27 protein-coding genes are annotated in these 25,269 nt (G+C 43.9%); 15 read left to right on the top strand and 12 right to left on the bottom strand.

Annotation, left to right across the window (positions count from 1 at the left end):
- Positions 1 to 199: 199 nt before the first annotated feature.
- Positions 200 to 1,147 (top strand): hypothetical protein, encoded by a 948-nt coding sequence (locus tag HY035_00815; protein MBI3376931.1) that lies wholly within the window; start codon positions 200 to 202, stop codon positions 1,145 to 1,147.
- A 167-nt stretch (positions 1,148 to 1,314) separates the two neighbouring features.
- Here HY035_00815 and moaA read toward each other — a convergent pair whose 3' ends face one another.
- The 9 genes from moaA to HY035_00770 form a co-directional block, all read right to left on the bottom strand.
- Positions 1,315 to 2,292, bottom strand: a complete 978-nt coding sequence (gene moaA, locus HY035_00810; protein ID MBI3376930.1) for a GTP 3',8-cyclase MoaA — start codon at positions 2,290 to 2,292, stop codon at positions 1,315 to 1,317.
- 9 nt (positions 2,293 to 2,301) lie between these two features.
- Positions 2,302 to 3,168, bottom strand: a complete 867-nt coding sequence (gene ybgF / locus HY035_00805; GenBank protein ID MBI3376929.1) for a tol-pal system protein YbgF — start codon at positions 3,166 to 3,168, stop codon at positions 2,302 to 2,304.
- Complete coding sequence (gene pal, locus HY035_00800; GenBank protein MBI3376928.1) at positions 3,169 to 3,735, bottom strand: peptidoglycan-associated lipoprotein Pal; 567 nt, start codon at positions 3,733 to 3,735, stop codon at positions 3,169 to 3,171.
- Between the two features lie 82 nt (positions 3,736 to 3,817).
- On the bottom strand, positions 3,818 to 5,125 hold the full coding sequence (tolB, locus tag HY035_00795; protein ID MBI3376927.1) for a Tol-Pal system beta propeller repeat protein TolB: 1,308 nt from the start codon (positions 5,123 to 5,125) through the stop codon (positions 3,818 to 3,820).
- Positions 5,122 to 5,796: a TonB family protein gene (locus HY035_00790; GenBank protein MBI3376926.1), complete on the bottom strand. Its 675-nt coding sequence runs from the start codon at positions 5,794 to 5,796 to the stop codon at positions 5,122 to 5,124. The genes tolB and HY035_00790 overlap by 4 nt, the downstream gene beginning before the upstream one ends.
- Positions 5,793 to 6,200, bottom strand: coding sequence for a protein TolR (gene tolR, locus HY035_00785; protein MBI3376925.1), 408 nt, complete (start codon positions 6,198 to 6,200; stop codon positions 5,793 to 5,795). The genes HY035_00790 and tolR overlap by 4 nt, the downstream gene beginning before the upstream one ends.
- On the bottom strand, positions 6,197 to 6,823 hold the full coding sequence (locus HY035_00780) for a MotA/TolQ/ExbB proton channel family protein (GenBank protein ID MBI3376924.1): 627 nt from the start codon (positions 6,821 to 6,823) through the stop codon (positions 6,197 to 6,199). The genes tolR and HY035_00780 overlap by 4 nt, the downstream gene beginning before the upstream one ends.
- An 83-nt stretch (positions 6,824 to 6,906) precedes the next feature.
- Entirely contained in the window at positions 6,907 to 7,581 is a 675-nt protein-coding gene (locus HY035_00775; GenBank protein MBI3376923.1) for a hypothetical protein, read from the bottom strand.
- Positions 7,582 to 7,586: 5 nt separating this feature from the next.
- The gene (locus HY035_00770) at positions 7,587 to 8,318 is read right to left on the bottom strand and encodes a TlyA family RNA methyltransferase (GenBank protein MBI3376922.1); all 732 of its coding nucleotides are present in this window, start codon (positions 8,316 to 8,318) and stop codon (positions 7,587 to 7,589) included.
- Between the two features lie 215 nt (positions 8,319 to 8,533).
- Here HY035_00770 and HY035_00765 point away from each other — a divergent pair, with 215 nt between their 5' ends.
- A complete protein-coding gene (locus HY035_00765; GenBank protein MBI3376921.1) occupies positions 8,534 to 9,061 on the top strand; it encodes a hypothetical protein in 528 nt (175 codons plus the stop codon).
- Between the two features lie 270 nt (positions 9,062 to 9,331).
- Here the strand turns inward: HY035_00765 and HY035_00760 are convergent, their stop codons facing one another.
- From HY035_00760 to guaA, 3 genes are read right to left on the bottom strand one after another with little or no spacing between them, the layout of a single operon-like run.
- Positions 9,332 to 11,218: a 1-deoxy-D-xylulose-5-phosphate synthase gene (locus HY035_00760; protein MBI3376920.1), complete on the bottom strand. Its 1,887-nt coding sequence runs from the start codon at positions 11,216 to 11,218 to the stop codon at positions 9,332 to 9,334.
- Positions 11,215 to 12,102, bottom strand: a complete 888-nt coding sequence (locus HY035_00755) for a polyprenyl synthetase family protein (GenBank protein ID MBI3376919.1) — start codon at positions 12,100 to 12,102, stop codon at positions 11,215 to 11,217. The genes HY035_00760 and HY035_00755 overlap by 4 nt, the downstream gene beginning before the upstream one ends.
- 3 nt (positions 12,103 to 12,105) lie before the next feature.
- The gene (gene guaA, locus HY035_00750; GenBank protein MBI3376918.1) at positions 12,106 to 13,671 is read right to left on the bottom strand and encodes a glutamine-hydrolyzing GMP synthase; all 1,566 of its coding nucleotides are present in this window, start codon (positions 13,669 to 13,671) and stop codon (positions 12,106 to 12,108) included.
- A gap of 143 nt (positions 13,672 to 13,814) precedes the next feature.
- Here guaA and HY035_00745 point away from each other — a divergent pair, with 143 nt between their 5' ends.
- The 13 genes from HY035_00745 (at position 13,815) to HY035_00685 (ending at position 25,149) form a co-directional block, all read left to right on the top strand.
- Entirely contained in the window at positions 13,815 to 14,156 is a 342-nt protein-coding gene (locus tag HY035_00745; GenBank protein MBI3376917.1) for a winged helix-turn-helix transcriptional regulator, read from the top strand.
- Between the two features lie 18 nt (positions 14,157 to 14,174).
- Complete coding sequence (selD, locus tag HY035_00740; GenBank protein ID MBI3376916.1) at positions 14,175 to 15,221, top strand: selenide, water dikinase SelD; 1,047 nt, start codon at positions 14,175 to 14,177, stop codon at positions 15,219 to 15,221.
- Between the two features lie 92 nt (positions 15,222 to 15,313).
- Positions 15,314 to 15,544, top strand: a complete 231-nt coding sequence (locus HY035_00735) for a DsrE family protein (protein ID MBI3376915.1) — start codon at positions 15,314 to 15,316, stop codon at positions 15,542 to 15,544.
- A gap of 222 nt (positions 15,545 to 15,766) precedes the next feature.
- Positions 15,767 to 16,120 (top strand): DsrE family protein, encoded by a 354-nt coding sequence (locus HY035_00730; GenBank protein MBI3376914.1) that lies wholly within the window; start codon positions 15,767 to 15,769, stop codon positions 16,118 to 16,120.
- Between the two features lie 101 nt (positions 16,121 to 16,221).
- Positions 16,222 to 16,503, top strand: coding sequence for a hypothetical protein (locus HY035_00725; protein MBI3376913.1), 282 nt, complete (start codon positions 16,222 to 16,224; stop codon positions 16,501 to 16,503).
- Between the two features lie 101 nt (positions 16,504 to 16,604).
- Positions 16,605 to 17,792 carry an FAD-dependent oxidoreductase gene (locus HY035_00720; protein ID MBI3376912.1) on the top strand — a complete coding sequence of 396 codons (1,188 nt, stop codon included), beginning with the start codon at positions 16,605 to 16,607 and terminating at the stop codon, positions 17,790 to 17,792.
- 38 nt (positions 17,793 to 17,830) lie between these two features.
- Positions 17,831 to 18,256, top strand: coding sequence for a DsrE/DsrF/DrsH-like family protein (locus tag HY035_00715; GenBank protein ID MBI3376911.1), 426 nt, complete (start codon positions 17,831 to 17,833; stop codon positions 18,254 to 18,256).
- Positions 18,257 to 18,376: 120 nt separating this feature from the next.
- Positions 18,377 to 20,734 carry an MMPL family transporter gene (locus HY035_00710; GenBank protein ID MBI3376910.1) on the top strand — a complete coding sequence of 786 codons (2,358 nt, stop codon included), beginning with the start codon at positions 18,377 to 18,379 and terminating at the stop codon, positions 20,732 to 20,734.
- On the top strand, positions 20,731 to 20,931 hold the full coding sequence (locus tag HY035_00705; protein MBI3376909.1) for a DUF2892 domain-containing protein: 201 nt from the start codon (positions 20,731 to 20,733) through the stop codon (positions 20,929 to 20,931). The genes HY035_00710 and HY035_00705 overlap by 4 nt, the downstream gene beginning before the upstream one ends.
- Before the next feature lie 252 nt (positions 20,932 to 21,183).
- Entirely contained in the window at positions 21,184 to 21,972 is a 789-nt protein-coding gene (locus HY035_00700) for an outer membrane lipoprotein-sorting protein (protein MBI3376908.1), read from the top strand.
- Complete coding sequence (locus tag HY035_00695) at positions 21,969 to 23,261, top strand: hypothetical protein (GenBank protein ID MBI3376907.1); 1,293 nt, start codon at positions 21,969 to 21,971, stop codon at positions 23,259 to 23,261. Before HY035_00700 ends, HY035_00695 begins: the two co-directional genes overlap by 4 nt.
- A gap of 22 nt (positions 23,262 to 23,283) precedes the next feature.
- Positions 23,284 to 24,621: a sigma 54-interacting transcriptional regulator gene (locus HY035_00690; GenBank protein ID MBI3376906.1), complete on the top strand. Its 1,338-nt coding sequence runs from the start codon at positions 23,284 to 23,286 to the stop codon at positions 24,619 to 24,621.
- Positions 24,622 to 24,861: 240 nt separating this feature from the next.
- Entirely contained in the window at positions 24,862 to 25,149 is a 288-nt protein-coding gene (locus tag HY035_00685) for a hypothetical protein (protein ID MBI3376905.1), read from the top strand.
- The last annotated feature ends 120 nt before the right edge of the window (positions 25,150 to 25,269 follow it).

Below are 25,269 nucleotides of genomic sequence, written 5' to 3'. Positions count from 1 at the left end.
CCTACAGGATAAAATACAATACCTATAGGCCGCATGAGGCGCTGGGATATGATATCCCGGCTAATTATTATAAACTTGAAAATCTGGTGGGACTAACTTTAAACTCGAAATAGTTGTTCCGAAAAAGTCGAGCAGGACACTTTCTTAAGGCGATTTACAATAATTCACCAGATAGTTAAACAATGAAAGGAGAATGACCGTGAAATATTTTATAACTGTTTTGCTGGTTTCAATGACGACTACAATGCTTTCAAATGTGCCGTCATATGCATTATTTGAAACACCAGTTCCATATTCTGAAGAAGCTTTTGAAAGATTATCTAGAGCAAAGTATAAAGCGCCCGCAATGGAGCCGGGGATGACCCCAGAGCAAAAGACTAAAGCTTATGTAGATTCAATCAGGAAATTTTTTTCAAATGCTGGCTATAGCTATGATAAAACAGTGGTCAAAGTTATAAAAGACCTAAAAAAAGAACCAGAATTTTTCAAAAACAATATCCACGCAGGTCTCATACTAACATTTGTTTCTGAGATTACCAAACCTGCTGCTGCTGTTGCTGAGGCGAATAACGTATCTTTAGAAAAGTTATTTTCTAAAGAAGTCGCCCTTGCTGTAAAAGAATTGGGAATTGAAATCCCGAAAAAAGAAAAAATGGAAAGGGAAGAGCGAGAAAGAAAACAGCAATTAGAGGCTGACGAAAAGAAGATAGCACAAGAAGAGAAACAGAAAATAGATGCAGACGCGCGACAGAGAGAAGAAGATAAGGCACAAAGAAAAAAGCAAGAGGAAGCATTAATAATTAAACAAGAAAGATTGGCAAGACTCGCAGGATATTATGAAACCCAACATGGCAATGAAAAATTAGAAATTCAAGTTGTCTCTGAAGATAATATCAAGTTTAGTGTTCAGCAGAAAAAAGGAGTTATGGCTCCATGTAAAATAGAGGACAAAACAGCTAAATTGGAATATTCTGATTACTATGGTTTCATTGCTAAATTTGCAGAGAACGACTGTGAACTTACAATGACGTTTATGAAAGATGTGCCAAAAGATAGAAATTATGCTGTTAGAATTGACCAAAACAAACGTTGCAGGTCATATTGCGGCGCGGGTGGAAATATTTTAGGATGGTTCCATAAAAAATAGACAGCCAATGACACAGGGAAGATGTTCACAGAGATTTGTGGGACCAAGAAAAGGGTCTATTAAGAAGAAATTGTCCTTTATCGGTATCGGTGACAGCGGCAGGAGAGATATTGCCGAAAAACATGAGGAACTCATTTGGGAAAGGGATTACGGCAAGTGAATTTGCCTTATCCGCCGATTTGTGACATTGCCTGAAAGGTATTAAGGTCGCTTCGGTCGCTGATATGGTGCCTTTCGGGCTTTATTTCAATTGCAAGCCTGAGGAGACGCTCTATTTCGTCATCAGGAGCGCCGCCTCTTAATGCAGGCTTTAAATCAATCTCTGTTTCAGAGAATAAACACGGTTTCAATTTCCCGTTTGAAGTCAGTCTCAGGCGGTTGCACTCTTCGCAGAAGTGGTGGGTTATTGCGCTTATGAAGCCGATGACACCCTGCGCATCTTCAAGCCTGAAATATTTTGAAGGCCCGTTTTTTCTTACGCGCACAGGCGTAAGCGGACCCAAGGTCTCAACAGCAGCCTTTATCTCATCGCGGGATATATATTTGTCCGCGCTCCAGAACCCGCGGCTTCCAAAAGGCATGAACTCTATAAACCTGACATGATAGTCGCTGTTCAGGGTTATTCTTGCAAAGTCTATTATCTCATCTCCGTTAAGCCCCTTTATAGGAATCATGTTTATCTTTACAGGCAGCAGCCCGCTTTTCCTTGCAGTTTCTATCCCGCGTAGAACAACGTTAATATCCCCGCCCCTTGTTATCTCTTTAAACCTTTCAGGCCTGAGCGAATCAAGGCTTACATTGACCCTGTCAACGCCTGACTCTATGAGCTTTTCCGCATACTTCTCAAGCAGGATGCCGTTTGTTGTAATGCTGAGGTCTTCTATGCCGGGGATATTTTTTATTGAGGAAGTCAGGCTCGTAATGTCTTTTCTTGCCAAGGGCTCGCCGCCTGTTATCCTGATTTTTCTGACGCCGAGCCCCGAAGCTATTCTTATTATTCTTAGTATCTCTTCGTAAGACAGAATCTCTTTGTGCTCTATCAGGCGCAGTCCGTCAGAAGGCATGCAATAGACACAGCGCAAATTGCATCTGTCAGTGACGGATATGCGCATATAGTCTATTGTTCTGTTAAACTTATCTCTCACCTCTGCCATTTACTTTTTACTCTTTTTGTTCAGCTCCTCCAATTTTTTCTTTGCGAGCAGAGCTTCTTTGGATTTTGGGTATTTTTCTTTAAGCTGCTCAAGAATTCCTCTTGCAGCTTTCTTATCTCCCATCTCAATGAATGAATAACCCTGTTTTAAAAGAGCAGCCGGAGCCTTCTCGCTTTTAGGATACTTTTCCAGAAGCGCATCATATTCAACAATTGCGCCAGCGTAGTCTTCTTCAGCGTAATAGGCTTCAGCTATACAGAACTGGGCATTGCCCGCAAGCTTATCTTTCGGAAATTCCTTCTGGAACATATCAAATTTTTCTCGCGCCTCTTTGTATTTTTTGTTTTTGAAAGAGGCGTAGGCTGCTTCATATGCCTTTACAGGGTTTTTTGCCTCTTCAGTTTCAGATTTCTTTTCTTTTTTCCCATCTATTTTGTCTTTTGGCGCGGCATCCGTATCTGTTTTTGGAGAGAGTTTTGCCTGCATTTCCTTCACCTGTGTTTCAAGTGCGGTTATCTGTGCGCGCAACAGGTCCATCTCTGAAGATTTATCTTTCAGAGACTTGTCAATAAAATATTTATTCTCATCAAACCTTCCTGTCAAAGATTGAAGGTCTTTAGAGATTCCTGAGACCTCGGAGCGTAGTGACACCATACTTTCTCTTATGGCATTAAGCGAGTCCTCTTTTGCTGATTTTTCTTTGATATCAGCAAGCTCTGTCTTAAATGCAGATTTTGTCTCTGAGGTCTCTTTCTTTATATCATAGGAATCTTTTTTCAGCTGATTAACGTCAGCCTTCATTACCTCAAACTCGCCTATTGCACATCCTGCAACAAACAACAAAAGAATTAGAACAAACCCTTTCACTTATTTGCCTGCTTTCCCGGATGAGGTTTGATTTACAAACTGCACCCTTCTGTTTTTCTGCCAGCAGTCTTCAGTCTGCTCTTTGCAGAGCGGTTTCTCCTCGCCGTAACTTATTGTGTCAAGCCTGTTCTTTGTCACGCCTGCTGATACGATGTAATCCCTTGCAGCTTTTGCCCTTTTTTCTCCGAGCGCAAGATTGTATTCATTAGTCCCTCTCTCGTCACAGTGCCCTTCAAGTATCATTTTTGCATCCTTGTTTTTTATAAGCCAGTCTGCTACAGCCTTCAGGCTTGGCTTTGCATCTTCCCTTATAGTGTATTTGTCAAAATCAAAATGTATATTTCCGAACTGGGAAGATTTTGCCTCTGTAATTTCCCTTACCGGCATAGTTTCTACCTTCTTAGGCTCTGCCTTTGCCATAACCGGCTCTTCTGCCTTCACCGGTGTTGCTGCCTTTTGAGCTGTTTCCTTTGGCGCTTCCTGCTCAACAGGCGTGGTTACCGCCCTTTTTGCACATCCTGCGAAAACTAAAACTAAAGCCAAGACCAACAAAAAAATCCTTTTCATAAAACCTCCTCCTTTTTTAGTGTCAGTGTCTGTGGCCAGTGTCAGTTTTCGACTACACTGTTCACTGTCACTGATAACTTATTTAATTCGGTGACCACCTTGGGCCAAAGGCCCGTAACCATGGCGGTGTTATTTTTTTTTGCGATTCGCCGTTTGCCCTCATTATGTAAATCCCGCTGCCTCCGTTTCTGTTAGAAGAAAATATTATAAACCTTCCATCAGGAGAAAAGGAAGGGTCTTCGTTATTGCTTTTGTCTGTGAGCTGGGTAAGCGCTGAACCGTCAGGCGAGATAATGAAAATCTGTTGCTTGCCTGAGACTCTGCCGACGAACACAATCCTCTTGTTGTCAGGCGACCAGCTTGGCGAGGTATTGTACGAGCCCTCAAATGTCAGTCTTCTTGTGTCATATCCGTTCCTGTTCATTATATATATCTGGGGAGTCCCGCCGCGGTCTGATACAAATGCAACGAGTTTTCCGTCAGGCGAGACAGCAGGCGAAATCTCTATCCATCTTGAAGAGGTTATCCTTGTAAGTTTTGAATCTGAAATTCTTAAATTATATAAACCATACGTTTCATCCTGCGATGATGAAAACATAACCTCATCTCCGTCAGGTGAAAAATTGCCTGCGATATTAAGCCCTCTGGAGGCAAAAACTTTTTTTTCTGTCATTTTCGTAAAGTCTAACAAATATATTCCCCATTGTCCACCCCTTTCAGATGAGTAAACGATTCTGCTGCCGTCCTGCGACCAGTGCGGCCTGAGGACGAAATTCCCTTTAATCCCAAGCTGTTTAATGCCTGTGCCGTCCCAGTCCATCAGATAGAGACCTTTTTTGCCCTCGTCTTCTGCAACGAATGCCACCTTTGTCCCGAATATCCCTTTTTCTCCTGTAATATGCTGGTATATATCGCTTGCAATGCTGTGGCCAAGACGCCTTATGGAAGCCTTTGCTCCTTTGTATTCTTTCCTTAAGACCTCTCTGCCTTCGCTTGTATCATAAAGCGATACGATTGCTGTAAGGTTTTGTTCTCCGCGCACAGTTCCCTTTATAACAGCCTCTGCTCCGATTACAGCCCAGTTTTTGGGATTGAAAGCCTCGGCAGATTTTTCTATATAGGCAGCCCTGTCAATGGAGAGGAAAAAACCCGTAAACTCAAGGTCCTCTCTTATGATGTCTGCCATCTGTTTCCCCTCTGTGCCGCTGAATTCCTGAATAGCAATCGGAAGTTTTTTTATTGCAGGAGAGGTTATGTCAATGTATATCTTTGCTTCAGCAGCAGTGAATAGTGAACAGTGAATAGTGAACAGCAAAAAAACAGTGAACAGTGAACAGTGAACAGTGAACAGTTTTTTGAAAAAACTGCTAACTCTAAACTTTTCTTTCATGGCGTAAACCTCAATCCTATTTCCATCTCATGCGGCGGAGGAGAAACAGGGCTTGCTTTATTAATGGCTCTCAGGACAGAGCGGTCAAAGAGGACATTGCCCGAGCTTTTTTCGACACTGTTTATCTTAACAGTTCCGTTCGACATTATCGTTACCGAGATTACTGCCTCAAGGTTTTTCCCCCAGGCCTCGGGAAAGGCCCAGCGCTGTCTTATCTCTTTTCCTATTTTTTCAGAATAACCTTCTAATATTAAAGTTTCATTGCCTCCATTTTTTACAGGCGGAGAGATTTCTTTTGTGTCTTTTCCTTCCTTGTCTGCGCCCTTGATGGAAACCATGTTTCTCAGTTTAACAACGCGCTTTGCCTTTCTTGTTGCCTCCAATGCTGCGATTCTGTCCGAGCTATATTGTTTTGCATCCTCTGAGGCTTTGCTTTTTGAAGGCTCTGAAGGCAGTTTCATTTTTTGTTCAGGTTCATCCGGCTGCACGGCCGTCACTTCTTTGCCCTGACCTGGCCGTCTGCTTTCTTCAGGACTGACAAGGCTTACAATATACGCAGAGGGCAGCGCGAAGTGATTTGCATTTTTAATTGTTATCAGCGCTGTAAAGATAAAAGTCACGTGAAGCAAAAAAGAGAAGAATGCCGTAACTGGAAGGCTTGGCTCCTTCATTTCCCTTCTATGTTTATCTTGGGCTCGGTTATCATTCCGAGTTTCTCTATCCCTGCCTCCTTTATGTCGCTCATCACCTGAACAACAAAGCCGTAAGACACATCCTTATCAGCTTTAAGAAAGACATTCGGATTTAATTTGCTGATTGCCGTAAGCTTCTGCTTTATCTCAGACATGGACATAGGTTTGTCATTCATAAAAACAATACCGTCTTTTTTAACGATAAGCGTTATTCTTTCTTCAGGAGGCAGGTCTTTGCCTTTTGCCTGAGGAAGATTTACATCAATGCCCTGCTGGAGCAATGGCGCCGTTACCATAAAGATTATGAGCAGCACGAGCATTACGTCCACGAAGGGCGTTACATTTATCTCTGAAAGCACGCCTCTGTTTCTGTCGGCCTTCATTCTGTTCCCTTAGAAAAGAAGTCAAGGAGTTCTTCGGAGAAGTCCTCCATCTCTATAATCAGCCCCCGCGCCCTGCTCAGATAATAGTTATAGGCGATTACAGCAGGGATTGCAGCAGCAAGTCCAGCGGCTGTTGTAATCAAGGCCTCTGCAATGCCCGGAGCAACGACTGCCAATGATGCCGAGCCTGCTGCGCCTATCCCTCTGAAGGCATTCATTATTCCCCAGACAGTTCCGAACAGGCCGATGAACGGCGTGGTAGAACCTGTGGTTGCGAGGAAACTCAGGTATTTCTCAAGTTTTGCTGACTCAAGCGCTGAGAATCTTCTGAGCGACCGTTTAATCTCAGCTTTGTCAACAATATTTTCTGAGGATGTAAATTTAAATATATTTGCCAGAGGGCTGAGATTAAGGGCTCGGGCGGCAGTTAAAAGCCCTTTCAGGTCACGGCCTGCCCTGTATGATCTCAGGAATACGTCTGTCTCTTTGTTAGCCCTTGAAAGGTAGCGGTATTTATAAAAAATGATGGCCCATGATACGACAGAGAAAAACAGCAGGATAAGCAATACCACTTTAACCACATAGCCTGCCTGAAGAATCAATTGTATTGCAGAGTGTTGCATAAGCACCTCTCTTTTATTTTGGTATTAGCTTTAACTGTTAAACTTTAAAAAAATTTTGGGCTAAAAGTCAATTGCATGCCTGTTCAGCGCCCTTTTCTTGCCTGAACAATTTTTTTAGCGGTTGTGCGAATCACCTCTGCTATATTTCTGTTCTTCTCAAGAGAGGCGAGGTCTTTTGTCTTTAAGCCGTACAAAAGCGGAACTGCCACTCCGGCAGGTGTTTTGGGATTGCTCACGACTGCAAGCAGCACTCCGTAGTTTTTCATCCATTCTTTAGTCCGGGTAATGGCCCTCAGCGCTTCATCAGGGATAGAGCGGGAACGCGCAAACAGCTCTACCTCCGCTTCTTTTATCTTCGGGTTATCAAGAACCGCCATGACTATCTGCTTGTTTGTGTCTTTTATGAGAATGGACCTGGCCTCGCGCCCGCCTCTCATTGCAAGCAGTCTTTTCTCAGCGACAGTCAGACTCTGCACCTTCTGAAGAAGGGTTTGAGTGCGCTGTTCAGCGGCCTGCTCTGTTTCTTCAAGGAGCGCGGATACTTCTACGGGAATCTGTAAGATTTTTGCAGTCTCTTCCCTGATGTTTTCAGGAGTGTAGGGGCTTTCAGCCAACAGCCTCAGAATGTCATGCCTCCGGGTATTTGCCTTTAAAATCTCCTCAAACAGAGACGGCTCTCCGGACTCTGAAATAAGCGCCTCTATCATCTCCTTTGATGCTATGGAGAGGTCAACGCCTATGCCTTTCTGTTCTTCCATGCCGCTTATCCCTTCTTCAAATACAGGAAATATTCTATATTGCCTTTCTGTCCTGCAACAGGCGATTCAAACACGCCGACAGTGTGCAGTCCGGCAGCCTCTATCTCTGTTCTCACAAAATCAACTGCCGCGAGCCTTTTTTCTTCTTCCCTCACAATGCCGCCCTTGCCTACCTCTCCTTTGCCGACTTCAAACTGAGGTTTTACAAGCGCAAGTATCTCGCCGCTCTCTTTCAGGAATTCTAACACTTTGGGAATAACCTTTGTAAGAGATATGAAAGAGACGTCAATCGTTGCGATGTCAATAATATCAGGAATCTTTTTCCGTTCAAGATGCCTGATATTGGTCCTTTCAAGAAGGATAACCCTCGGATCATTCTTTAAAAGCCATGCGATTTGTCCGTAACCGACGTCAATGCAATATATTTTTTTTGCTCCCATCTGGAGCATGCAGTCAGTAAAACCACCCGTTGATGAGCCGACGTCCATTGCTGTTTTATCTTTTAAGTTTATGTTGAAAAAATCTATGGCAGCCTTGAGTTTTAAACCTCCGCGGCTTACATAAGGGATATCCCCTGACTTCAGGGTGATTGAGGATGCGCTGTTTATCATAGCGCCTGCCTTTGTAACAGGAGAGCCGTCAACAAGGACATTGCCTTCCATTATCAAGGCCCTTGCCCGCTCTCTGCTCTTAACAAGCCCTGTGTCAACCATTATCTTATCAAGCCTGTCTTTCATAGTTTTGTCAGTTCCAATATGCATTGCTCTTAATAATTATACTGCATAGATGAGATAAAAATTGCGGTAAAAAGAATTATTGAAACAATCCATCCGATGTGCTATATTTTTGCCATGAAGGCTGTGAATAGAATATCGGTAAAGTCATTAATTATTTATGATCAAATCACGCCCGTTAAAAGGTCTAAACAGCACCCTTAAAAGGAGGAACTATTATGAGACAGAAGCAGCTCGCAATTTTTTTAATTGTTGCTGTGCTTGCCTTTGCCGTGGGTCCGGCCCTGTCTTTTGCGGCTGGCGCAACAGCAAAGGCCGGGCTCGTGCAAGCCAACGCGGCGGCGCAGAAATGGCAGAAGGACGCCGTGCTGGTGAACGTCTCGACCCTCCAGGCCAATCCCGACGGCACGGCGGCGAAATGGGGGTACATGTACTACTCGGCCAAGGCAAAAAAGAGCTACACGGTGGACGTGAAGGACGGCAAGGTCGTCGAGACGCTTGAGGTCAACCCGTACATCAAGGACGCGGTCGGCGAGTTCGCGGACAGCGACAAGGTCATGGCCGAGGCGAAGAAGAACGGTCTCAAGGTCAAGGGCAAGGCGGCGATGTCGCTCATGATGATGGGCCAGGCGACCAAGAGCCCCGGCGTCTACTGGAGCGTGGCCGGCGGCTACGAGAAGGGCGACGTCATCGTTATGCTCGACGGCAAGACCGGCAAGTTCTTGCGCAAGGATATGGTGCCGTGAGGCAGTGGGCGCCCGGGATATTTCTTCCATAGCCGTCAATAGGAGGTGAGAGATAGGAACCTTCGTCAGAGGGGTTTGGGCAAGTCTTGCGGCGCTGTTTGTTGTTTGCGGCTTGTCTTCGGGCTCCGCATGGGCGAAGGCTTTCGTAAATCAGCCTATGCGCCTAAGCCTATAGTCACCGAGTATTCTTTTTCACTAAAGTGGTTAATTACCGGATTAGTGCCGCTCGGTTTAATTATTGTACTCTATAAGATGCTGTACAACTGAAGCTCAATGAACCGATGTGAGCGTTAATAGAAATGCCTTGCAGGACTGATAAATCCCTTCTTCGTCAATTCCGTATTTCTTCCTCAGTATAGCCTGTGAGCCCTGCTCTACAAATTCATCAGGTATGCCGAGGATTTTAATCTTTATGTCAGGAATATCCATGCTGTTCAGATATTCAAGGACTGCGCTTCCGAAACCTCCGGCAATCATGTTCTCTTCTACTGTAATTATCCTTTTTGTCTTTGATGCAATTTTCAGGATGAGTTCCTTATCAAGCGGTTTTATGAATCTTGCATTTATGACTGATGCCTTTATCCCATCTTTTTCAAGCCTCTCAGCTGCACCAAGCGCAGGATGGACAGCATTGCCAATTGCTATCAATGCCATGTCAGCGCCCTCTTTTAATAGCTCTGCCTTTCCAATTTCAAAAGCTGATGGCTGACGGCTGATACCTGATGGCTGTACTTTTCCACGCGGGTATCTTATTGCCGAGGGCCCGTTGTGCTTTAAAGCGAGTTCAAGCATGGCTTTTAGTTCCATATCATCCTTTGGCGCCATGACAATAAGATTAGGAATATGCCTTAAATAAGAAATGTCAAAAACTCCCTGATGCGTTGGGCCGTCTTCTCCGACTATGCCGGCCCTGTCAATTGCAAAGACAACAGGCAGGTTCTGGAGGCAGACGTCATGGATTATCTCATCGTAACCGCGCTGAAGGAAAGTGGAATATATTGCGACCACAGGCCTCAATCCCTGTATTGCGAGCCCTGCGGCGAATGTTACTGCGTGAGGCTCAGCTATGCCAACATCGTAAAATCTGTCGGGAAATTTTTTTTCAAAACATTCAAGCCCTGTGCCTTCTCTCATTGCCGCTGAGATGGCAATGACTCTTTTGTCGTTTGCGGCAAGCTCCGTAAGCGCCCTGCCGAATATTTCACTATATGAAATGGCACTGGCGTCGCTTACAGAAGAGCCGGTTTCTATTTCAAACGGCCCTACCCCGTGAAATATGCAGGGGTCTTTTTCAGAGAACTCATAGCCCTTGCCTTTTTTGGTGATGACATGGACTAAAGTGGGCTCTGTTGAGTTTTTAATATTTCGGAAGGTCTCTATCAGCAGTTTAATGTCATGTCCGTCTATCGGGCCTACATAGTTAATCCCGAGTTCTTCAAACAATATCCCCGGCAGGAATAGCCCTTTCAGTGTTTCTTCTGCCTTCTGGGCAATCTTTGTAACCTGATCTCCAAACTTAGGAATGCCTTCAAGAAAAGATTTCGTCTGTTTTTTAAAACGCTGGTAAAGGTCTCCTGTAAGTATCCTATTAAAATACGCAGACAAGGCGCCTACGTTTTTTGAGATTGACATCTCATTGTCGTTCAGCACTACGATAAGGTCTTTTTTCAGGTGTCCGGCGTGATTCAGCCCCTCAAACGCAAGCCCGGAAGTCATTGCCCCGTCGCCTATAACAGCCAGAACTTTAAACGTCTCGTTTTTTTTATCACGCGCCTCTATGATTCCTAAGGCTGCTGATATTGATGTTGAGCTGTGTCCTGTCCCAAAGGCATCGTGAACGCTCTCCTCTATTTTAGGAAATCCTGAGATGCCTTTATGTTTTCTGATAGTTCCAAATTTTTCATATCTCCCTGTGATAAGTTTGTGCGTGTATGACTGGTGGCCTACATCCCATACAATCTTATCAACAGGTGAATTGAATACATAATGAAGCGCCAGTGTAAGCTCTATAGTTCCGAGATTTGATGCGAGATGTCCGCCGTTAATTGATACGCGTTCTACTATTATATCCCTCAGTTCTTCGGAGAGATTATTCAGCTCCTCAAGCGGCAGGGTCTTCAGGTCATCAGGTGACTTTATTTTTGTTATGAGTTTCAACTTCTTCTCTCAAGCATGTATCCGGCAATCTCTCTTAAGGGCTCTGCCTTAGCTGAGAAGTCTTTAATGGAAAAGACTGCCTCTGCCACCAGCTCTTCCGCCTTTTTTCTGGAAGATTCAAGGCCGTATATTGAAGGATAAGTCATCTTCTTTTTCCTTACATCAGAGCCTGTGGTCTTGCCGAGTTCATCCGTGCTGCCCTCTACATCAAGTATATCATCTATAATCTGAAAGGCAAGGCCGATGTTCTCGCCATATCTTGTGATTGCATTAAGCGAAGGCTTGCTGCAATTTGCAAGGATTGCGCCTGCCCTTAAAGAGCCTGATATCAGCGCTCCTGTTTTGTGCCTGTGAATAAAAGAGAGCGTCTCTTTGTCAGGCTCCGCATTCTCCGAAAGAAGATCCTGCGCCTGTCCCCCGGCCATTCCATGAATGCCTGCTGTGAAGGCAATCTCTTTAATGGCCCTTATTAAGGCCGTGTTTTTGATGTTTCTGTTTGAGAGCGAATTCGCCATCATATAAAACGCCTCTGTAAGAAGGCTGTCTCCTGCAAGTATCGCCATTCCCTCTCCAAATACCTTGTGGTTTGTCGGCTTGCCGCGCCTTAAATCATCATTGTCCATGGCAGGCAGGTCATCGTGTATCAATGAATATGTGTGAATGAGTTCTATTGAGGATGCAAAAGCAAGTATATCCTCAGAATCTCCATCGCATGCCTCATGCGCAGCAAGGCAGAGGATGGGCCTTATCCTTTTCCCGCCCGCAGACAGGGAATAAGTGATGGAGTCTTTTAAGACAGGCGGAATAAAATTCGGAGAAAAGTATTCTTTAAGAAATAAATCTACAAGTTCCTTTTTCTCTTTGAGATAGGCCTTGATGTCCATAGGTTATTCCCATTCAATCGTGCTGGGAGGTTTTGAGCTTATGTCATAGACAACGCGGTTTACGCCTTTGACTTCATTAATTATCCTGTTTGATATCCGTCCCAGAACTTCATAGGGAATCTGCGCCCAGTCAGCGGTCATTCCGTCAACGCTCGTAACAGCCCGGACAGCTATTACATTGTCATACGTCCTTTCATCTCCCATTACGCCTACGCTTTTTACAGGAAGGAGAACTGCAAATACCTGCCAGATTTTTCCGTAAAGCCCCGCCTTTTTTATCTCGTCCAGAACTATCACATCAGCCTTTCTTAAAATAGCAAGCCGCTCTTTTGTAACATCGCTGATGCATCTTATTGCAAGGCCGGGACCGGGGAACGGATGGCGGTTTATAGTCTCATCCGGCATCCCTAATTCATGCCCCAGGACTCTGACCTCGTCTTTAAACAATTCCCTCAGAGGCTCAATCAGTTTAAGCTTCATCTTTTTGAGTAGCCCGCCTACATTGTGATGGCTTTTTATTGTTGCTGAGGGGCCCTTGAATGATGTGCTCTCAATCACGTCAGGATATAAGGTCCCCTGCGCGAGGAAGGTTACATTTTTTATCTTCATTGCCTCGTCTTCAAATACCCTTATGAATTCATTGCCGATAATCTTCCTCTTTCTTTCCGGGTCTTTTACGCCTTTGAGTTTTTTCAGGAATCTTTCAGAGGCGTCAACGTATTTTATCTTCATATGGAAACTCTTCTTCAGCATGTGCTCAACTTTTTTTGCCTCATCCTGCCTTAAAACTCCGTTGTCAACAAATATGCAGGTGAGCGCATCGCCTATTGCCTCATGAACAAGAACTGCAGTTACAGACGAATCAACGCCTCCGCTTATTCCGCATACAACTTTTTTGTTGCCAACGAATTCTCGTATCCTTTCCTTCTCTGTTTCTATGAATGACTGCATAGTCCATGTCGGCTTGCATCCGCATATATTGAAGACGAAATTCTTTAATATCTCCCTGCCTTTTTCCGTATGGACCACTTCGGGATGAAACTGGAGCGCATAGAAGTTTTTCTTTTTATCAGCCATTGCCGCCACCGGAGAATTTTCTGTATGCGCTATTGGGATAAAACCTTCGGGATATTTCTCTATCCTGTCTCCGTGGCTCATCCAGACGACAGTTTTGAATTTTGAATTTTGAATTTTGAATTTTGAGTTGATACCTTTAAATAAACCAGAATCGTCATCTATGGTAAGCTCGGCCCTGCCATATTCCCTTTTTGCAGCTTTTGCAACCCTGCCTCCAAGCAGATGAGCCATAAGCTGCATGCCGTAACATATGCCGAGGATTGGAATGCCAAGGTCAAATACCTTTATATCAGGGATGGGGGAACCCTTACTGTAGACGCTTGAAGGCCCGCCTGAAAGGATAATGCCCTTCGGCTTAAAATCCAATATTTTTTCAAAGGGTGCGTTATACGGAAATATCTCAGAATAGACGCTGTTCTCTCTCACCCGTCTTGCAATAAGCTGGGTATACTGTGAGCCAAAATCTAATATTAGGATTTTATCTTCAAGCATAGTTAATAATTATAAAAGATTAGCACAGCAAAAGTCTAAAGCAGGAAAAAGCATGAAAACTGCCGCTGTCAACAATATATGCTTGACAATATATGCCAATACTTTAATATATAGATTAATATATCAGACAAAAGAGAGGGAATATGCGTTCACTGGATAAAAGAGCTGAGCTTCTCAGGGCAATAGGCCATCCGGCAAGGATCAAAATACTTGAAGAGCTGATGAAGGGCGTAAAATGTGTCAGTGATATTGAAGGGTTCCTTGGCATAAGCCAGCCGAATGTGTCACAGCACCTTTCGCTCCTCAGACGACATGGAGCGATTGACCATTATATGGACGGCAGGCTCAAATGTTATTTCCTCAGGGATCCGATAATACCTGACATCATAAAGATTCTGAAAAAGGATTACATAAAGGAGTTGCCTGCTCCTGCATGTTGTCCTGTCACTAAAAAAGGAAAATATCCTCGTCCACGAAGGCGTTAATCTATTTTGGAGGTTAAAATGGATATCAAGCTGACAGAGCTTTCAACCTGCGCAGGTTGAGCGGCAAAGTTCAGTCCATTGGACCTGTCCCACGTGCTGGGACAGCTGCCTGACATAACAGACCCGAATGTTCTGGTTGACCATGCCAATGCGGATGACGCAGGCGTATACCGTATTACAGATGACATTGCGGTTGTTCTTACAGCCGATTTTTTTACGCCGATAGTTGACGACCCATACTGGTTTGGCGCTATTGCTGCTGCGAATTCGCTCTCAGATGTATATGCAATGGGCGGAAAGCCTTTAGTGTCATTGAACATAGCAATGTTCCCTAATAATCCTGAGTTCTTTCCATTGCTTAAGAAAATCATGCAGGGCGGTGTAGATAAGATGAAGGAGGCCGGAGTGTCAATTATAGGAGGCCACACCATCAGGGATAAGGAACCCAAATATGGATTTGCTGTTATGGGAGTGATACATCCTGCGAAGATTCTTGACAACTCAAAAGCCCAAGTGGGAGACGCATTAATACTGACAAAAAAAATAGGCGCCGGGATTATTGCCACAGGGGTGAAGGCTGGCAAATGCAGTGATTCTGTTATTGAGGAATTCACAACATCAATGGCGGCATTAAATAAAAGGGCCAGTGAGATCATGCTTGAAATCGGGGTAAGCACTGCAACAGACATAACAGGCTTCGGCCTTATAGGACATCTCCATGAAGTGCTTACTGCAAGCAAATGCAGGGCGCAGATTTATTCGGGCCGTGTGCCGTATTTCGAAGACGCAATAAAACTTGCTGACGCCGGCATTGTACCCGGAGGGACAAGGACTAATGTCAGAGATTACGAATCATATGTCACGTGTGTCAAAGGGGTCCCGGAAGTAGAAAAGATTTTAATGAATGACGCCCAGACATCAGGCGGGCTGCTTATTTTTGTGCCCGGAGACAGAAAAGATAAACTTGTAACAGCCTTGCAAAAAGAGGGGATATTGGCAGCCCATATCGGCGATGTCAGCGAAAAAGGCGAAAATGACAACAGACAGATTTCAGTAAATAAATAAAGGTATGGCTGGATATTTTCTGAACCATAGGGAAAATATTTTATCTTGACAATATATTCAAATATTATTATATTTGAATATAAGGAGGGAATATGGGAAAAACATTTACATTGCTTCTGTCAACATCTCCGTATTCATATGAAAATACGGTGACTGCAATCGGAATTGCAGAGTCTGCTCTGGGCAAAGGGCATACAGTTAATCTTATCGCATCAGGGGACGGGGTTTACTGTTTTCTACGAAAGCAAAAGGCAAAAGGGATAGCGAATGCAGAGGAGGAATTTTCAAGGCTGATGCAAAAGGGGCTGAAGGTCTATCTCTGAGGCGGATGTGTGCATTTTCGCCGTGCGGCGAAAGAGGATTATCTGGAGGGGACGGAAATCGGCTCTCTTAAAGGACTTTTTAAAACGATGGGAGAGAGCGATGTGTGGATTAACATCGGAGCATGAAATGAAGATCAGCAGACCAGCAGTGCAGCAGAACAACAGTTTTAGAACTACTGCTCCACTGATCTACTGCTCTGTTGCGCTATTTAAGGAGGTTATATGAGCAAGATTGCAATGATACTCAGGAAAGCGCCTTACAGCGATATAAATGCAGCAGAAGCTGTCAGGCATGCAATGGGAGGCGCAGCAGATGAACTCTCTGTAAGTCTTGTTTTAGTTGACGGCGGGGTCCTGCTTGCCAGAAAAGGGCAGGATGATACAGGAACAGGCTATACAAATCTTGAAGGCGCATTAAAGGATTGTATTGATATGGGAGTGGAGGTATACGCTGATAAGGTTTCGCTAAGGGAACAGCATGTGGATGCAGGAGATATGGTTGACGGCGTTAAGATTGTTAATGGCGCAGAGATAGCAGAAGCAGTCAAAGAAGCAAGAACAACGATGATATTCTGAGCAGCAGCTCAGTAGCTCAGTAGAGCAGTAGTCTGAAAAAGCATTTTAAACTGCTGCTCTGTTGCTCTGCTGCACTACTGCTCTAAAGAATGGAGGTTAACATGCTTGTAATAGTTAAAAATGGTCCTGACACAGCGGAGGGGAAAAGAGGAGTGAAGCTTGCACGTAACATGGCTGCTGACCTTTTCTTAATCCAAAATGGTGTTTATTTTGCTCAGAAGGAAAGGCTTGAAGGTTTTTGCGGGACAGCATACGTTCTTGAGGATGACTTAAAATTGAGGGGGATCAAAGGCGCCGACATCGAAAAGAGCATAAGGGAAACAGGCTATGACAATTTTGTTGACCTTATGGCTGAAAATGATAAGGTTGTAGGAATGTTCTAATTAGCTGTCAGCTATCAGCGTTCAGCAGTCAGCAAGACAGGATAAAAGAAGTTTTAGCTGAAAGCTGATGGCTAATAGCTGAGGGCTTCAAGGAGGTTAATATGCCAAAGATTGTAATCTTAGGCGGTTCATTCGGCGGGCTTACAGCAGCTTTTGAACTGAAACGGCTTCTTGGTAAAACGGCAGACATAACACTTCTGAGCGATACGGATAAGTTTGTATTTATCCCATCTCTTCCGTGGCTTGCGATGGGATGGAGAAAGGCAGAAAACATAACTTTACCGCTTAAGCCGATACTTGAAAGGAAAGGCATAACATTTATCAATGAAGAAGTTAAAGGTGTGGATGCGGAGTCTTCAAGGATTGTTAGAGCGTCAAAAGAAATTCCTTATGATTATCTTGTTATTGCAACAGGCCCCTCTCTTGCCTTTGAAGAGGTGCCGGGATTTGGACCGGACAAAGGATATACAGAATGTGTCTTTACTCTTGGACAAGCTGAAAAGGCTAACAGGGCATGGAATAAATTTCTTGAAGAACCGGGCGCGATTGTTACAGGTTCTGTTCAGGGAGTAAGTTGTTTTGGCCCTCCCTATGAATATGCATTTGAGATAGATTATGAACTCCGCAGGATGAAAATAAGGCATAAGGCTCCGATTATTTTTGTAACTTCAGAGCCTTACATCGGGCATTTCGGCATAGGGGGGCTCAGAAACTCAAAGAGAATTATGGAAGATGAATTCGCAAAGCGGGATATAAAGGTTATAACAAATACCGCTGTGGAGGAATTTGTGCCTGCTGGGGTGAGACTTAAGGACGGCTCAAAGATACCGCATAAATTTGCAATGTTTGCGCCTGCAATGAAAGGAGTTCCCGCTGTAGCGCATCTTGGGAATCCAAGAGGGTTTATACCTGTTGACGGCAGATGCAGGCATACGAAATACAAAAACATTTTTGCTGTTGGCGTTGCAGTTGCAATAGCGCCGCCTGAGCAGACGCCTGTTCCAACAGGCGTTCCAAAGACAGGCTTTATGACAGTTAAGATGGCAAAGACCGCCGCTTATAGCATAGCCGCAGAGATTTCAGGAAGCCCTGCGCCGGCATCTTATGAGATGGATGTCCTGTGTCTTATGGATATGGGGAATACTGCGGCATTGATGAGGGCAAAGCCCTTGCTGCCGCCGAGGCAGGAGTCTGAACTTAAGAACGGCATTACATATAAATGGATGAAGGCGGCATTTGAAAAATACTTTTTGTTTAAGATAAAACATGGGTTGAGTAACTTGCCGTAAAAAATATAGCTGCAGGCTTCAGCCTGCGAAGGAGAGATATGATGACAAAGGTAACTAAAAATGTCTCGGTAATGTGTTTTCATGATGAACTCTGCCAGGTCTTTAATGCCCTTATGACAGCATTGAGCCTGTTAAGGGAAGGCTCTAAGGTCACGATATTTTTCGGCTCAAGGGGTATAAATGCAGTTCATAAAGATAAGGCTAAAGAGCTCAAATGTATGCCTGATATGCCCAAAGAGGCCGGCGATGCGGTGATGAAAAAGATGGATGAGATGAATCTGCCGTCTGTTGAAGACCTTTTTATAATGCTTATATCTGAGGGAGCAACTGTGCTTGCATGTCCATTGAATATTTCACTCTTTGAGATGACGCCCAGCGACTTGGTGGATGGCGTAAAAGTCGCAGACCCTGCAAAATATTACAAAGAGGTTGTAGTTCAGGCCGACATGAATCTGACTTTTTGAAAAAGATTGCCACGTCGCTTATGCTCCTCGCAATGACAGTCAAACGGCGACAATGTAGAGTTTGTCATTGCGAAGCGCAGCGAAGCAATCTCTTATTTTGGACACCTATGAGGAGGCATTATGCGAAAGTTTTCCCTTGTTGAGTTTTCCGTCAATCATCCCAAACTTGTCGTAATCCTTTCAATAGTTATTACGCTTGCATTCATGACCCAGTTTCCAAAGATGAAAACAGACACTAATCCCAAACACATGCTCCCCGACACATCTGATGTAAGGGTATGGAATGATGAAGTTGACAAGACATTTGCACTCTATGAGGACATGATAGTTTTAGGAATAGTGAACGAAAAAAGTGTTCTGAACAAAGAAACCCTTGGAAAGGTACAGAGAATAACAGATGAAACACTGAAGATCAAGGGCGTTGCGGCAAGGGATGTAAACAGCTTCCCGACCATTACAAATGTTACAGCGGAAAAAGGAGCGTTAAGGGTAGCTCCTCTTATGACCGAGGTTCCTAAAACCGATAAAGAGATTGGTTATTTAAGGAAAATGCTCTTTGAAAATCCGCTTTTTATCAACCGCATTATCTCAAAAGATGAAAAAACTACTGCTATATATGTCCCGCTTGAAAAGGGCGCAAATGGCAAAGAAGTAGCGGATAAAATCAGGGATATAGTCAAGAAGGAAAAGGGCGATGAGAAGTATTATGTGGCAGGCGACCCTGTAGCAAGGGATACCTTTGGGTCGGAGATGTTCAAGCTCATGGCAGTCTTTGCCCCGATTGCAGGGATGATCATGCTTGCTGTCAGGTATCTTATGTTCAGAGACCTTTTCCTTTCCGTTGCGTTGATGATGGATGCAATGATGAGTATCGTCTGGAGCATGGGCCTGCTGATAGCGCTCGGATTCCCTATCCACATCATGAGTTCGATGGCCCCTGTATTTTTGATGGCCATAGCTACGGACAGCATACACATCTTTAATGAGTTTTATTTCCGCTATAGGGAAAAGAAAGACAAAAAGGCTGCGATCCTTGAGACAATGAAGGCAGTCGGCCGTCCTGTGCGCTACACTGCGCTGGCGACCGCCGCAGGCTTTGCCGTGCTTTTATTTATGAACATTGTGCCGGTCAAGGTGTTCGGCGGACTTGTTGCGTTCGGCACTGTGATGTTAAGGGTTTTAAGTTTCAGCTTCATCCCCGCCATGTTTATGTTCGTAAAAGAAAAAAATATCGAGAGGGCGTCAATGGATGAGGATATCGAAACAAGCGGAACATCCCGATTCCTTAAAGGGCTGGCCCGTCTCGGCGCTCATAAGCCCAAAACTGTTGTCCTTGCCGGCGTTGCGCTTTTTGTAATAGCCGTCTTCGGCATAAGCAAGACCGTGGTGAATAACAATATGGTGGATTGGTTCAAGGAGAAGAGCGACATCCGGGTCGCCGACAGCGTGATGAACGAAGCCCTCGGCGGCACATCACTCGGCTATATTGTGGCGACCTCTCAGGAAGAAAATTTTATAAAAACACCGGAAGCTATGCGATATATAGACGGGCTCCAGAGGCATATCGAAAAACTTTCTGTTGTAGGGAAAACCACATCCGTTGTTGATTATGTCAAGAGGATCAACCGTGTCCTCCATGACGATGATCCCCAATATGACTCGGTTCCGGATTCAAAGGACGCAATCGGGCAGTATCTGTTTCTGTTCAGCATGTCCGCAAAGCCTGCCGATCTGGACAATGTGGTCGACTATCAGGCTGCGAAGGCAAATATATGGTTACAGCTCAAGACCTGGGACGCTCAGGCAATGCGTGATGTCATTGCCGCAGTCAATGAATATAAAAAGGCAAACCCAATGCCAATGGATCTGAAACCGGCAGGCACGGCATACTTTAATCTTGTATGGAACGAGGAAGTCCTGTGGGATATGGTCAAAGGTTTCACCATCGCACTCATCGTGGTGTTTGTAGTCCTGCGCTTTAATTTCCATTCGTTCAGATGGGCCTTTGTGGGGTATATCCCTCTTGTGTTCACCATTACTCTCATCTACGGCGTCGTCGGATTCATGGGCAAGGATTTTGACATGCCGATATCTGTTCTTTCCACTTTATCTTTAGGCATGGCAGTTGACTTTGCGATTCATTTTATAAGCAGGTTCAAGCAACGATTAACTGAAAGTTCGGAGCCTGGAGTTCGGAGTTCGGAGAAAAGTCAAAAACTCCCAACGCCTAACTCATCACTCATAACTGATGCTTTACTCTGGACTGCTGCAAGACCGGGCAAGGGCATCATGCGCAATGCAGTGCTTTTTGCCTCAGCATTCTCTGTCATGCTCTTTGCGCCGCTAACACCTTATATTACAGTGGGCGCCTTCATTGTAAGCATGATGCTGCTGAGTGCGGTAATGACAATAATATATATACCGGCCCTGATTACCTTATTGCAGGGATGGTTGTTTAAAGGAGGAGGTGTAAGATGATGGAAAGAATACTCAGAGGAATAGCAGGGATTATGGTATTGGTAAGCCTTGCATTGGCACAGGTGCATTCACCTAAATGGCTCATACTGACCGCTTTTATGGGACTGAATCTATTACAGTCGGCCTTTACGAATTGGTGCCCGATGATGCCGATTCTCAGGGCGCTGGGGACAGATAAAAAGGAAAGTGAGAAGTAAAAAGTTTAAATTGTCATTGCGAGGAGTGGGATTCCTCAACTGTCATTGCGAGGCTGGCAAAGCCAGCCGAAGCAATCTCTTATGACAGCTTCGGAACAGGCTCCGCAAGCTAAAAAGCCCAAAAGCGATTGCTTTGAGGAGTTTACCCTGAGCGATAAGATGAGATTGCTTCGCTTCGCTCGCAATGACAAAAGCGAAGGGCTCGCAATGACAGCGTTCTGTGAAGATAAAAGTTTAACAAGGAGGTTTAAGATGATTCGGTATTTAATTTTCTTACTTGCAGCGCTTTTGCCTTTTGAAGCCTTTGCAATAAGCGCGGAGGACGTCATGAAAAAATCACAGGCGGCCTTTTTGTATCAGGGCAAAGATTTCAAAGCACGGGTAATGATGAAGCTTATAAGCAAAAGCGGACAGGAGCGGATAAGGGAAATGACTATGCTGAGGAAAAATTATGGTGAAACAGGCGGCGACCAGAAATTCTTCATGTATTTCTTTCAGCCCGCTGATGTTAAGGACATGACGTTCATGGTTTACAAATATCCTGCTAAAGACGACGACAGGTGGCTTTTTGTGCCTGCTATAAACATGGTTAGAAGGATTGCGGCGCAGGATAAGACCTCGAGCTTTGTCGGCTCTGATTTCACATATGAAGACGTCTCCGGAAGGGATATTCAGGATGATACGCACGCACTTGTCAAAGAAGAAAAACTTGCGGGGAAAGACTGTTATGTCATAAAAAGCACTCCGAAGGCAGGAGACGTGGATTACAGCTATAAACTTTCATGGGTTGATAAAGGCAGCTTCCTGCCATTAAAGGAAGAATATTATGACAAAAAAGGAGAGCTTAGCAGGGCATTCTCTGCTGACGAGGTTAAGGATATAAAAGGCTTCCCAACAATTACAAAAAGGACGATGAAAAATCTCCAGAGCGGACACAGGACAGAGGTTACCTATACAAAAACTGATTACAATGCCGGTATTGAGGACAGCCTGTTTTCAGAGAGATATCTCAAACAGCCTCCGAAGAAATGGATTGAATGACAATAATTCAAGATTCAAGATTCAAGATTCAAAAATTTAAAAGAAATTTTTTTGTTGTCTGGGTTCTGTCTTCTGTGCTCTTTTTTCTATTTTCTTCATACACAGCAGCATCTGATGTTTCTTTGCATGGGTTTGTGCAGGGCAATTATTCTTTCAGTTCCCGCGCATCCAATCCTGACGACGGAGATTTTAAATGGGCTGAGGAGAGGGTTCAGTTAAGACTTGATGCAGCAAAAGAGCCTTTAAGGTTATTCATAAAGACAGACGCCTTTTATGATCATATTGATGAGAAGGCTCAGATTGAGTTAAGGGAAGGCTATATAGATTATATTGAAAAGAAATGGGACTTGAGAGCCGGCAGGCAGATAATCACATGGGGTGTGGGGGATCTGATATTTATAAACGATGTCTTCCCAAAAGACTACGAGGCGTTTTTTTCCGGCAGGCCTATGGAGTATATGAAGAAGGGAGTTGACGGCGTAAAGATCGGGGCCTATCCTGCCTTTGCTTCGTTTGAGTTTATTGCGATACCTATATTTGAGCCGAACAATTATCCCAATGCAAAAAGATTTTACATGTTTGACCCTATGCCGAATGTCACAAACAGGGAAGAAAAAGACCCTCCGTCAAACCTTGAAAATACAGAATTTGCATTTAGGGCTTACAGAGATGTTGCAGGATTTGACGCCTCGGTATATTTGTACAGAGGATTCTACCGCAAGCCGTATATGATACCTGATGACATAAATAGCACTACAAAGATTACATATCATTATCCCAAGCTGTCTGTTTATGGAGCAAGCCTTCAGGGAAGGGCCTTGGACGGAGTTTTGAGCTTTGAGGCAGGATATTACGACTCAAGGCAAGATCGCTCAGGAACAGATTATACTGTCCCCAATTCTCAGACAAAATTCCTTATAGGCTATCAGCGACAACTGTGGGAAGACTTCACGGTCGGGCTCCAATACTACAATGAGTACATGCATGAGTATTCAGACTATGTAAAGAATCAGCCGTCAGGATTGCCGAAAGACAGGAAGTTGTATCAACTTATAACTGTAAGGCTAACCCAGTTTTTAATGCATCAGGATTTAAGGCTCGGTTTCTTTTCCTTCTACAGCACATCTGACGGAGATTATATGCTGAACCCTGAGATTAAATATAACTTCTCTGATCATGTCTGGGCAGCAGTTGGAGCAAACATCTTTGGAGGAGGTGAGAGCTGGAGCCAGTTCGGACAACTGGATAAAAATGATAATGTTTATTTACAATTAAGATATGAGTTTTAGAAATGAATATGAAAGATTTAGTATGACTAAAACAGATATAATCCTTGATTCCATAAATGATGGTCTTTTCACCACTGATCTGGATTTAAAGATTGCTTTCTTTAACAATGCTGCTCAGGAGCTTTTAGGATACAAAGTAGATGAGGTTATGGGAAAGCATTGCGGGACTATCCTGAGGTGTGAGGCATGCAAAATGGGCTGTGCCTTAAAATACACCTTTAACACAGGTGAACCTCTTTCAAACTACGAAGCCATTATCAGAAATAAAGAAGGTAAGCCCATTCCCATAAGTTTCAGCACTGCTTTATTGAAGGATGAAGAAGGTAATGTTACTGGAGGGGTTGAGATATTCAGGGACTTATCTCTTGTAAAAAACCTGATAGAGCAGTTAAGTGAAAGATATGCCTTTGGAAATATTATCGGGAAAAATTACAAGATGCAAAGGATATACGACCTGATACAGCAGGTTGCTCATACAGATACAGTCGTTTTGATTACAGGTGAAAGCGGGACAGGAAAAGAACTGATTGCAAGGGCAATACATTACAACAGTAGCAGAAAAGATAAGCCCTTTATCAAGGTTGATTGTGCCTCTCTGGTAGAGAGTTTGCTTGAAAGTGAGCTATTCGGACATGTCAAGGGGGCCTTTACAGGGGCCATATCAGATAAGGCAGGACGATTTGAGTTGGCAGATGGTGGAACGATATTTTTAGATGAGATAGGGAATATTGGTCTTACATCACAGGCTAAGCTTTTGCGGGTTCTTCAGAATGGCGAGTTTGAACGGGTTGGAGAATCAAAGACAAATAAGGTAGATGTCAGGGTGATTGCAGCAACAAACATTGACATAAAAAAGGCAGTGAGAGAGAAGAAATTTCGTGAAGACCTCTATTATCGGCTAAAGGTCGTCTCAATACATCTGCCTCCTCTCAGGGAAAGGAAGGAAGATATCCCTCTTATAGTCAGGCACTTTGTAGACAGATTTAACAAATCAATGGGGAAAGAGGTTATCAATATATTTCCAGGCGCCATGGAGATGCTTATGAGATATAATTATCCTGGGAATATACGGGAACTTGAAAATATTATTGAACATGCCTTTATCCGCTGTAATGGTAACACTATCTTTCCTCACCACCTCCCCGAAGATTTTTTACACGATGAGAAGGGTTTTATTGAAGGTATTTTAAAGAGCAAAAGACCATTTGAGGACTTGGAGAGAAGATTAATCCTCAAAGTCCTTGATGAGACCAACTGGGCATATCAGGAAGCAGCATCCAGATTGGGAATCAGCAGGGCGACATTATGGAGAAAGATAAAAAAACTTGGCATCAAAAAAGAGAATGTTGCAGATATGTAAAATGTTTCAAAAATGAGACTCAGCGTTTCTCATACGCAGGGATAAGGCTTCTCCTCTTATGAAATTCAGTTGACTTTCAATTGTGAAACAACTCCTTCAGTTATTTCCAAATTTTTAAAATCCTGCCAAAAAAGATTTAGATTTATAAATCAAAGAATTATACGGTTTTGAGAGCACATCATTCAGAGTGGCATGTCTCTTGCAATTCTTTAACTAAAAATCTTTTGAAAGGAGAGTTATATGACAAAAACGTTTCTTGAAATCACGATGAAGATTGTTCCTGAGAACAGGCCGCTTGCAGGAGAAGTCTATGCGAAGTATAAACAGCCTTTTCTCTCAGGCATTCTTGGAGCTAAATCCAAAGATCTGTTGTTAAGAGCCGAAGATGTGCAGGTGCTTCACGGCTTTGATTCTAAGGCAAATGCAGAGAGCTACCTCAAAAGCGATCTCTTTCAGAAAGAAGTGGTCCCTGCATTGACACCTTACCTTATGGAGAATCCAGATATTCGGATCTATGAATGCGCTTAGGAGGAAAATTTACAGCGATCTCTTTAACTAAAAATTTCTCGAAAGGAGAGTTATAAATGATGGAGCGATTATTAAGGTTATGTAGGGTTTGACGAAATTAGGAACAACTGGTAAGTTAGT

The sequence above is a fragment of the Nitrospirota bacterium genome (assembly GCA_016195565.1).
GTDB lineage: Bacteria > Nitrospirota > Thermodesulfovibrionia > Thermodesulfovibrionales > UBA1546 > UBA1546.
Note: the sequence above shows the minus strand (reverse complement) of the source record. Positions and strands in the feature narration are given on the sequence as shown.

Bases quoted from the DNA above. Each gene is read 5' to 3' on its own strand.
- pal (MBI3376928.1), bottom strand. From the start codon at position 3,735: ATGAAAAGGATTTTTTTGTTGGTCTTGGCTTTAGTTTTAGTTTTCGCA.
- tolB (MBI3376927.1), bottom strand. From the start codon at position 5,125: ATGAAAGAAAAGTTTAGAGTTAGCAGTTTTTTCAAAAAACTGTTCACT.
- HY035_00790 (MBI3376926.1), bottom strand. From the start codon at position 5,796: ATGAAGGAGCCAAGCCTTCCAGTTACGGCATTCTTCTCTTTTTTGCTT.
- tolR (MBI3376925.1), bottom strand. From the start codon at position 6,200: ATGAAGGCCGACAGAAACAGAGGCGTGCTTTCAGAGATAAATGTAACG.
- HY035_00780 (MBI3376924.1), bottom strand. From the start codon at position 6,823: ATGCAACACTCTGCAATACAATTGATTCTTCAGGCAGGCTATGTGGTT.
- HY035_00775 (MBI3376923.1), bottom strand. From the start codon at position 7,581: ATGGAAGAACAGAAAGGCATAGGCGTTGACCTCTCCATAGCATCAAAG.
- HY035_00770 (MBI3376922.1), bottom strand. From the start codon at position 8,318: ATGAAAGACAGGCTTGATAAGATAATGGTTGACACAGGGCTTGTTAAG.
- HY035_00765 (MBI3376921.1), top strand. From the start codon at position 8,534: ATGAGACAGAAGCAGCTCGCAATTTTTTTAATTGTTGCTGTGCTTGCC.
- HY035_00755 (MBI3376919.1), bottom strand. From the start codon at position 12,102: ATGGACATCAAGGCCTATCTCAAAGAGAAAAAGGAACTTGTAGATTTA.
- guaA (MBI3376918.1), bottom strand. From the start codon at position 13,671: ATGCTTGAAGATAAAATCCTAATATTAGATTTTGGCTCACAGTATACC.
- HY035_00745 (MBI3376917.1), top strand. From the start codon at position 13,815: ATGCGTTCACTGGATAAAAGAGCTGAGCTTCTCAGGGCAATAGGCCAT.
- HY035_00735 (MBI3376915.1), top strand. From the start codon at position 15,314: ATGGGAAAAACATTTACATTGCTTCTGTCAACATCTCCGTATTCATAT.
- HY035_00730 (MBI3376914.1), top strand. From the start codon at position 15,767: ATGAGCAAGATTGCAATGATACTCAGGAAAGCGCCTTACAGCGATATA.
- HY035_00725 (MBI3376913.1), top strand. From the start codon at position 16,222: ATGCTTGTAATAGTTAAAAATGGTCCTGACACAGCGGAGGGGAAAAGA.
- HY035_00720 (MBI3376912.1), top strand. From the start codon at position 16,605: ATGCCAAAGATTGTAATCTTAGGCGGTTCATTCGGCGGGCTTACAGCA.
- HY035_00715 (MBI3376911.1), top strand. From the start codon at position 17,831: ATGATGACAAAGGTAACTAAAAATGTCTCGGTAATGTGTTTTCATGAT.
- HY035_00710 (MBI3376910.1), top strand. From the start codon at position 18,377: ATGCGAAAGTTTTCCCTTGTTGAGTTTTCCGTCAATCATCCCAAACTT.
- HY035_00705 (MBI3376909.1), top strand. From the start codon at position 20,731: ATGATGGAAAGAATACTCAGAGGAATAGCAGGGATTATGGTATTGGTA.
- HY035_00700 (MBI3376908.1), top strand. From the start codon at position 21,184: ATGATTCGGTATTTAATTTTCTTACTTGCAGCGCTTTTGCCTTTTGAA.
- HY035_00695 (MBI3376907.1), top strand. From the start codon at position 21,969: ATGACAATAATTCAAGATTCAAGATTCAAGATTCAAAAATTTAAAAGA.
- HY035_00690 (MBI3376906.1), top strand. From the start codon at position 23,284: ATGACTAAAACAGATATAATCCTTGATTCCATAAATGATGGTCTTTTC.
- HY035_00685 (MBI3376905.1), top strand. From the start codon at position 24,862: ATGACAAAAACGTTTCTTGAAATCACGATGAAGATTGTTCCTGAGAAC.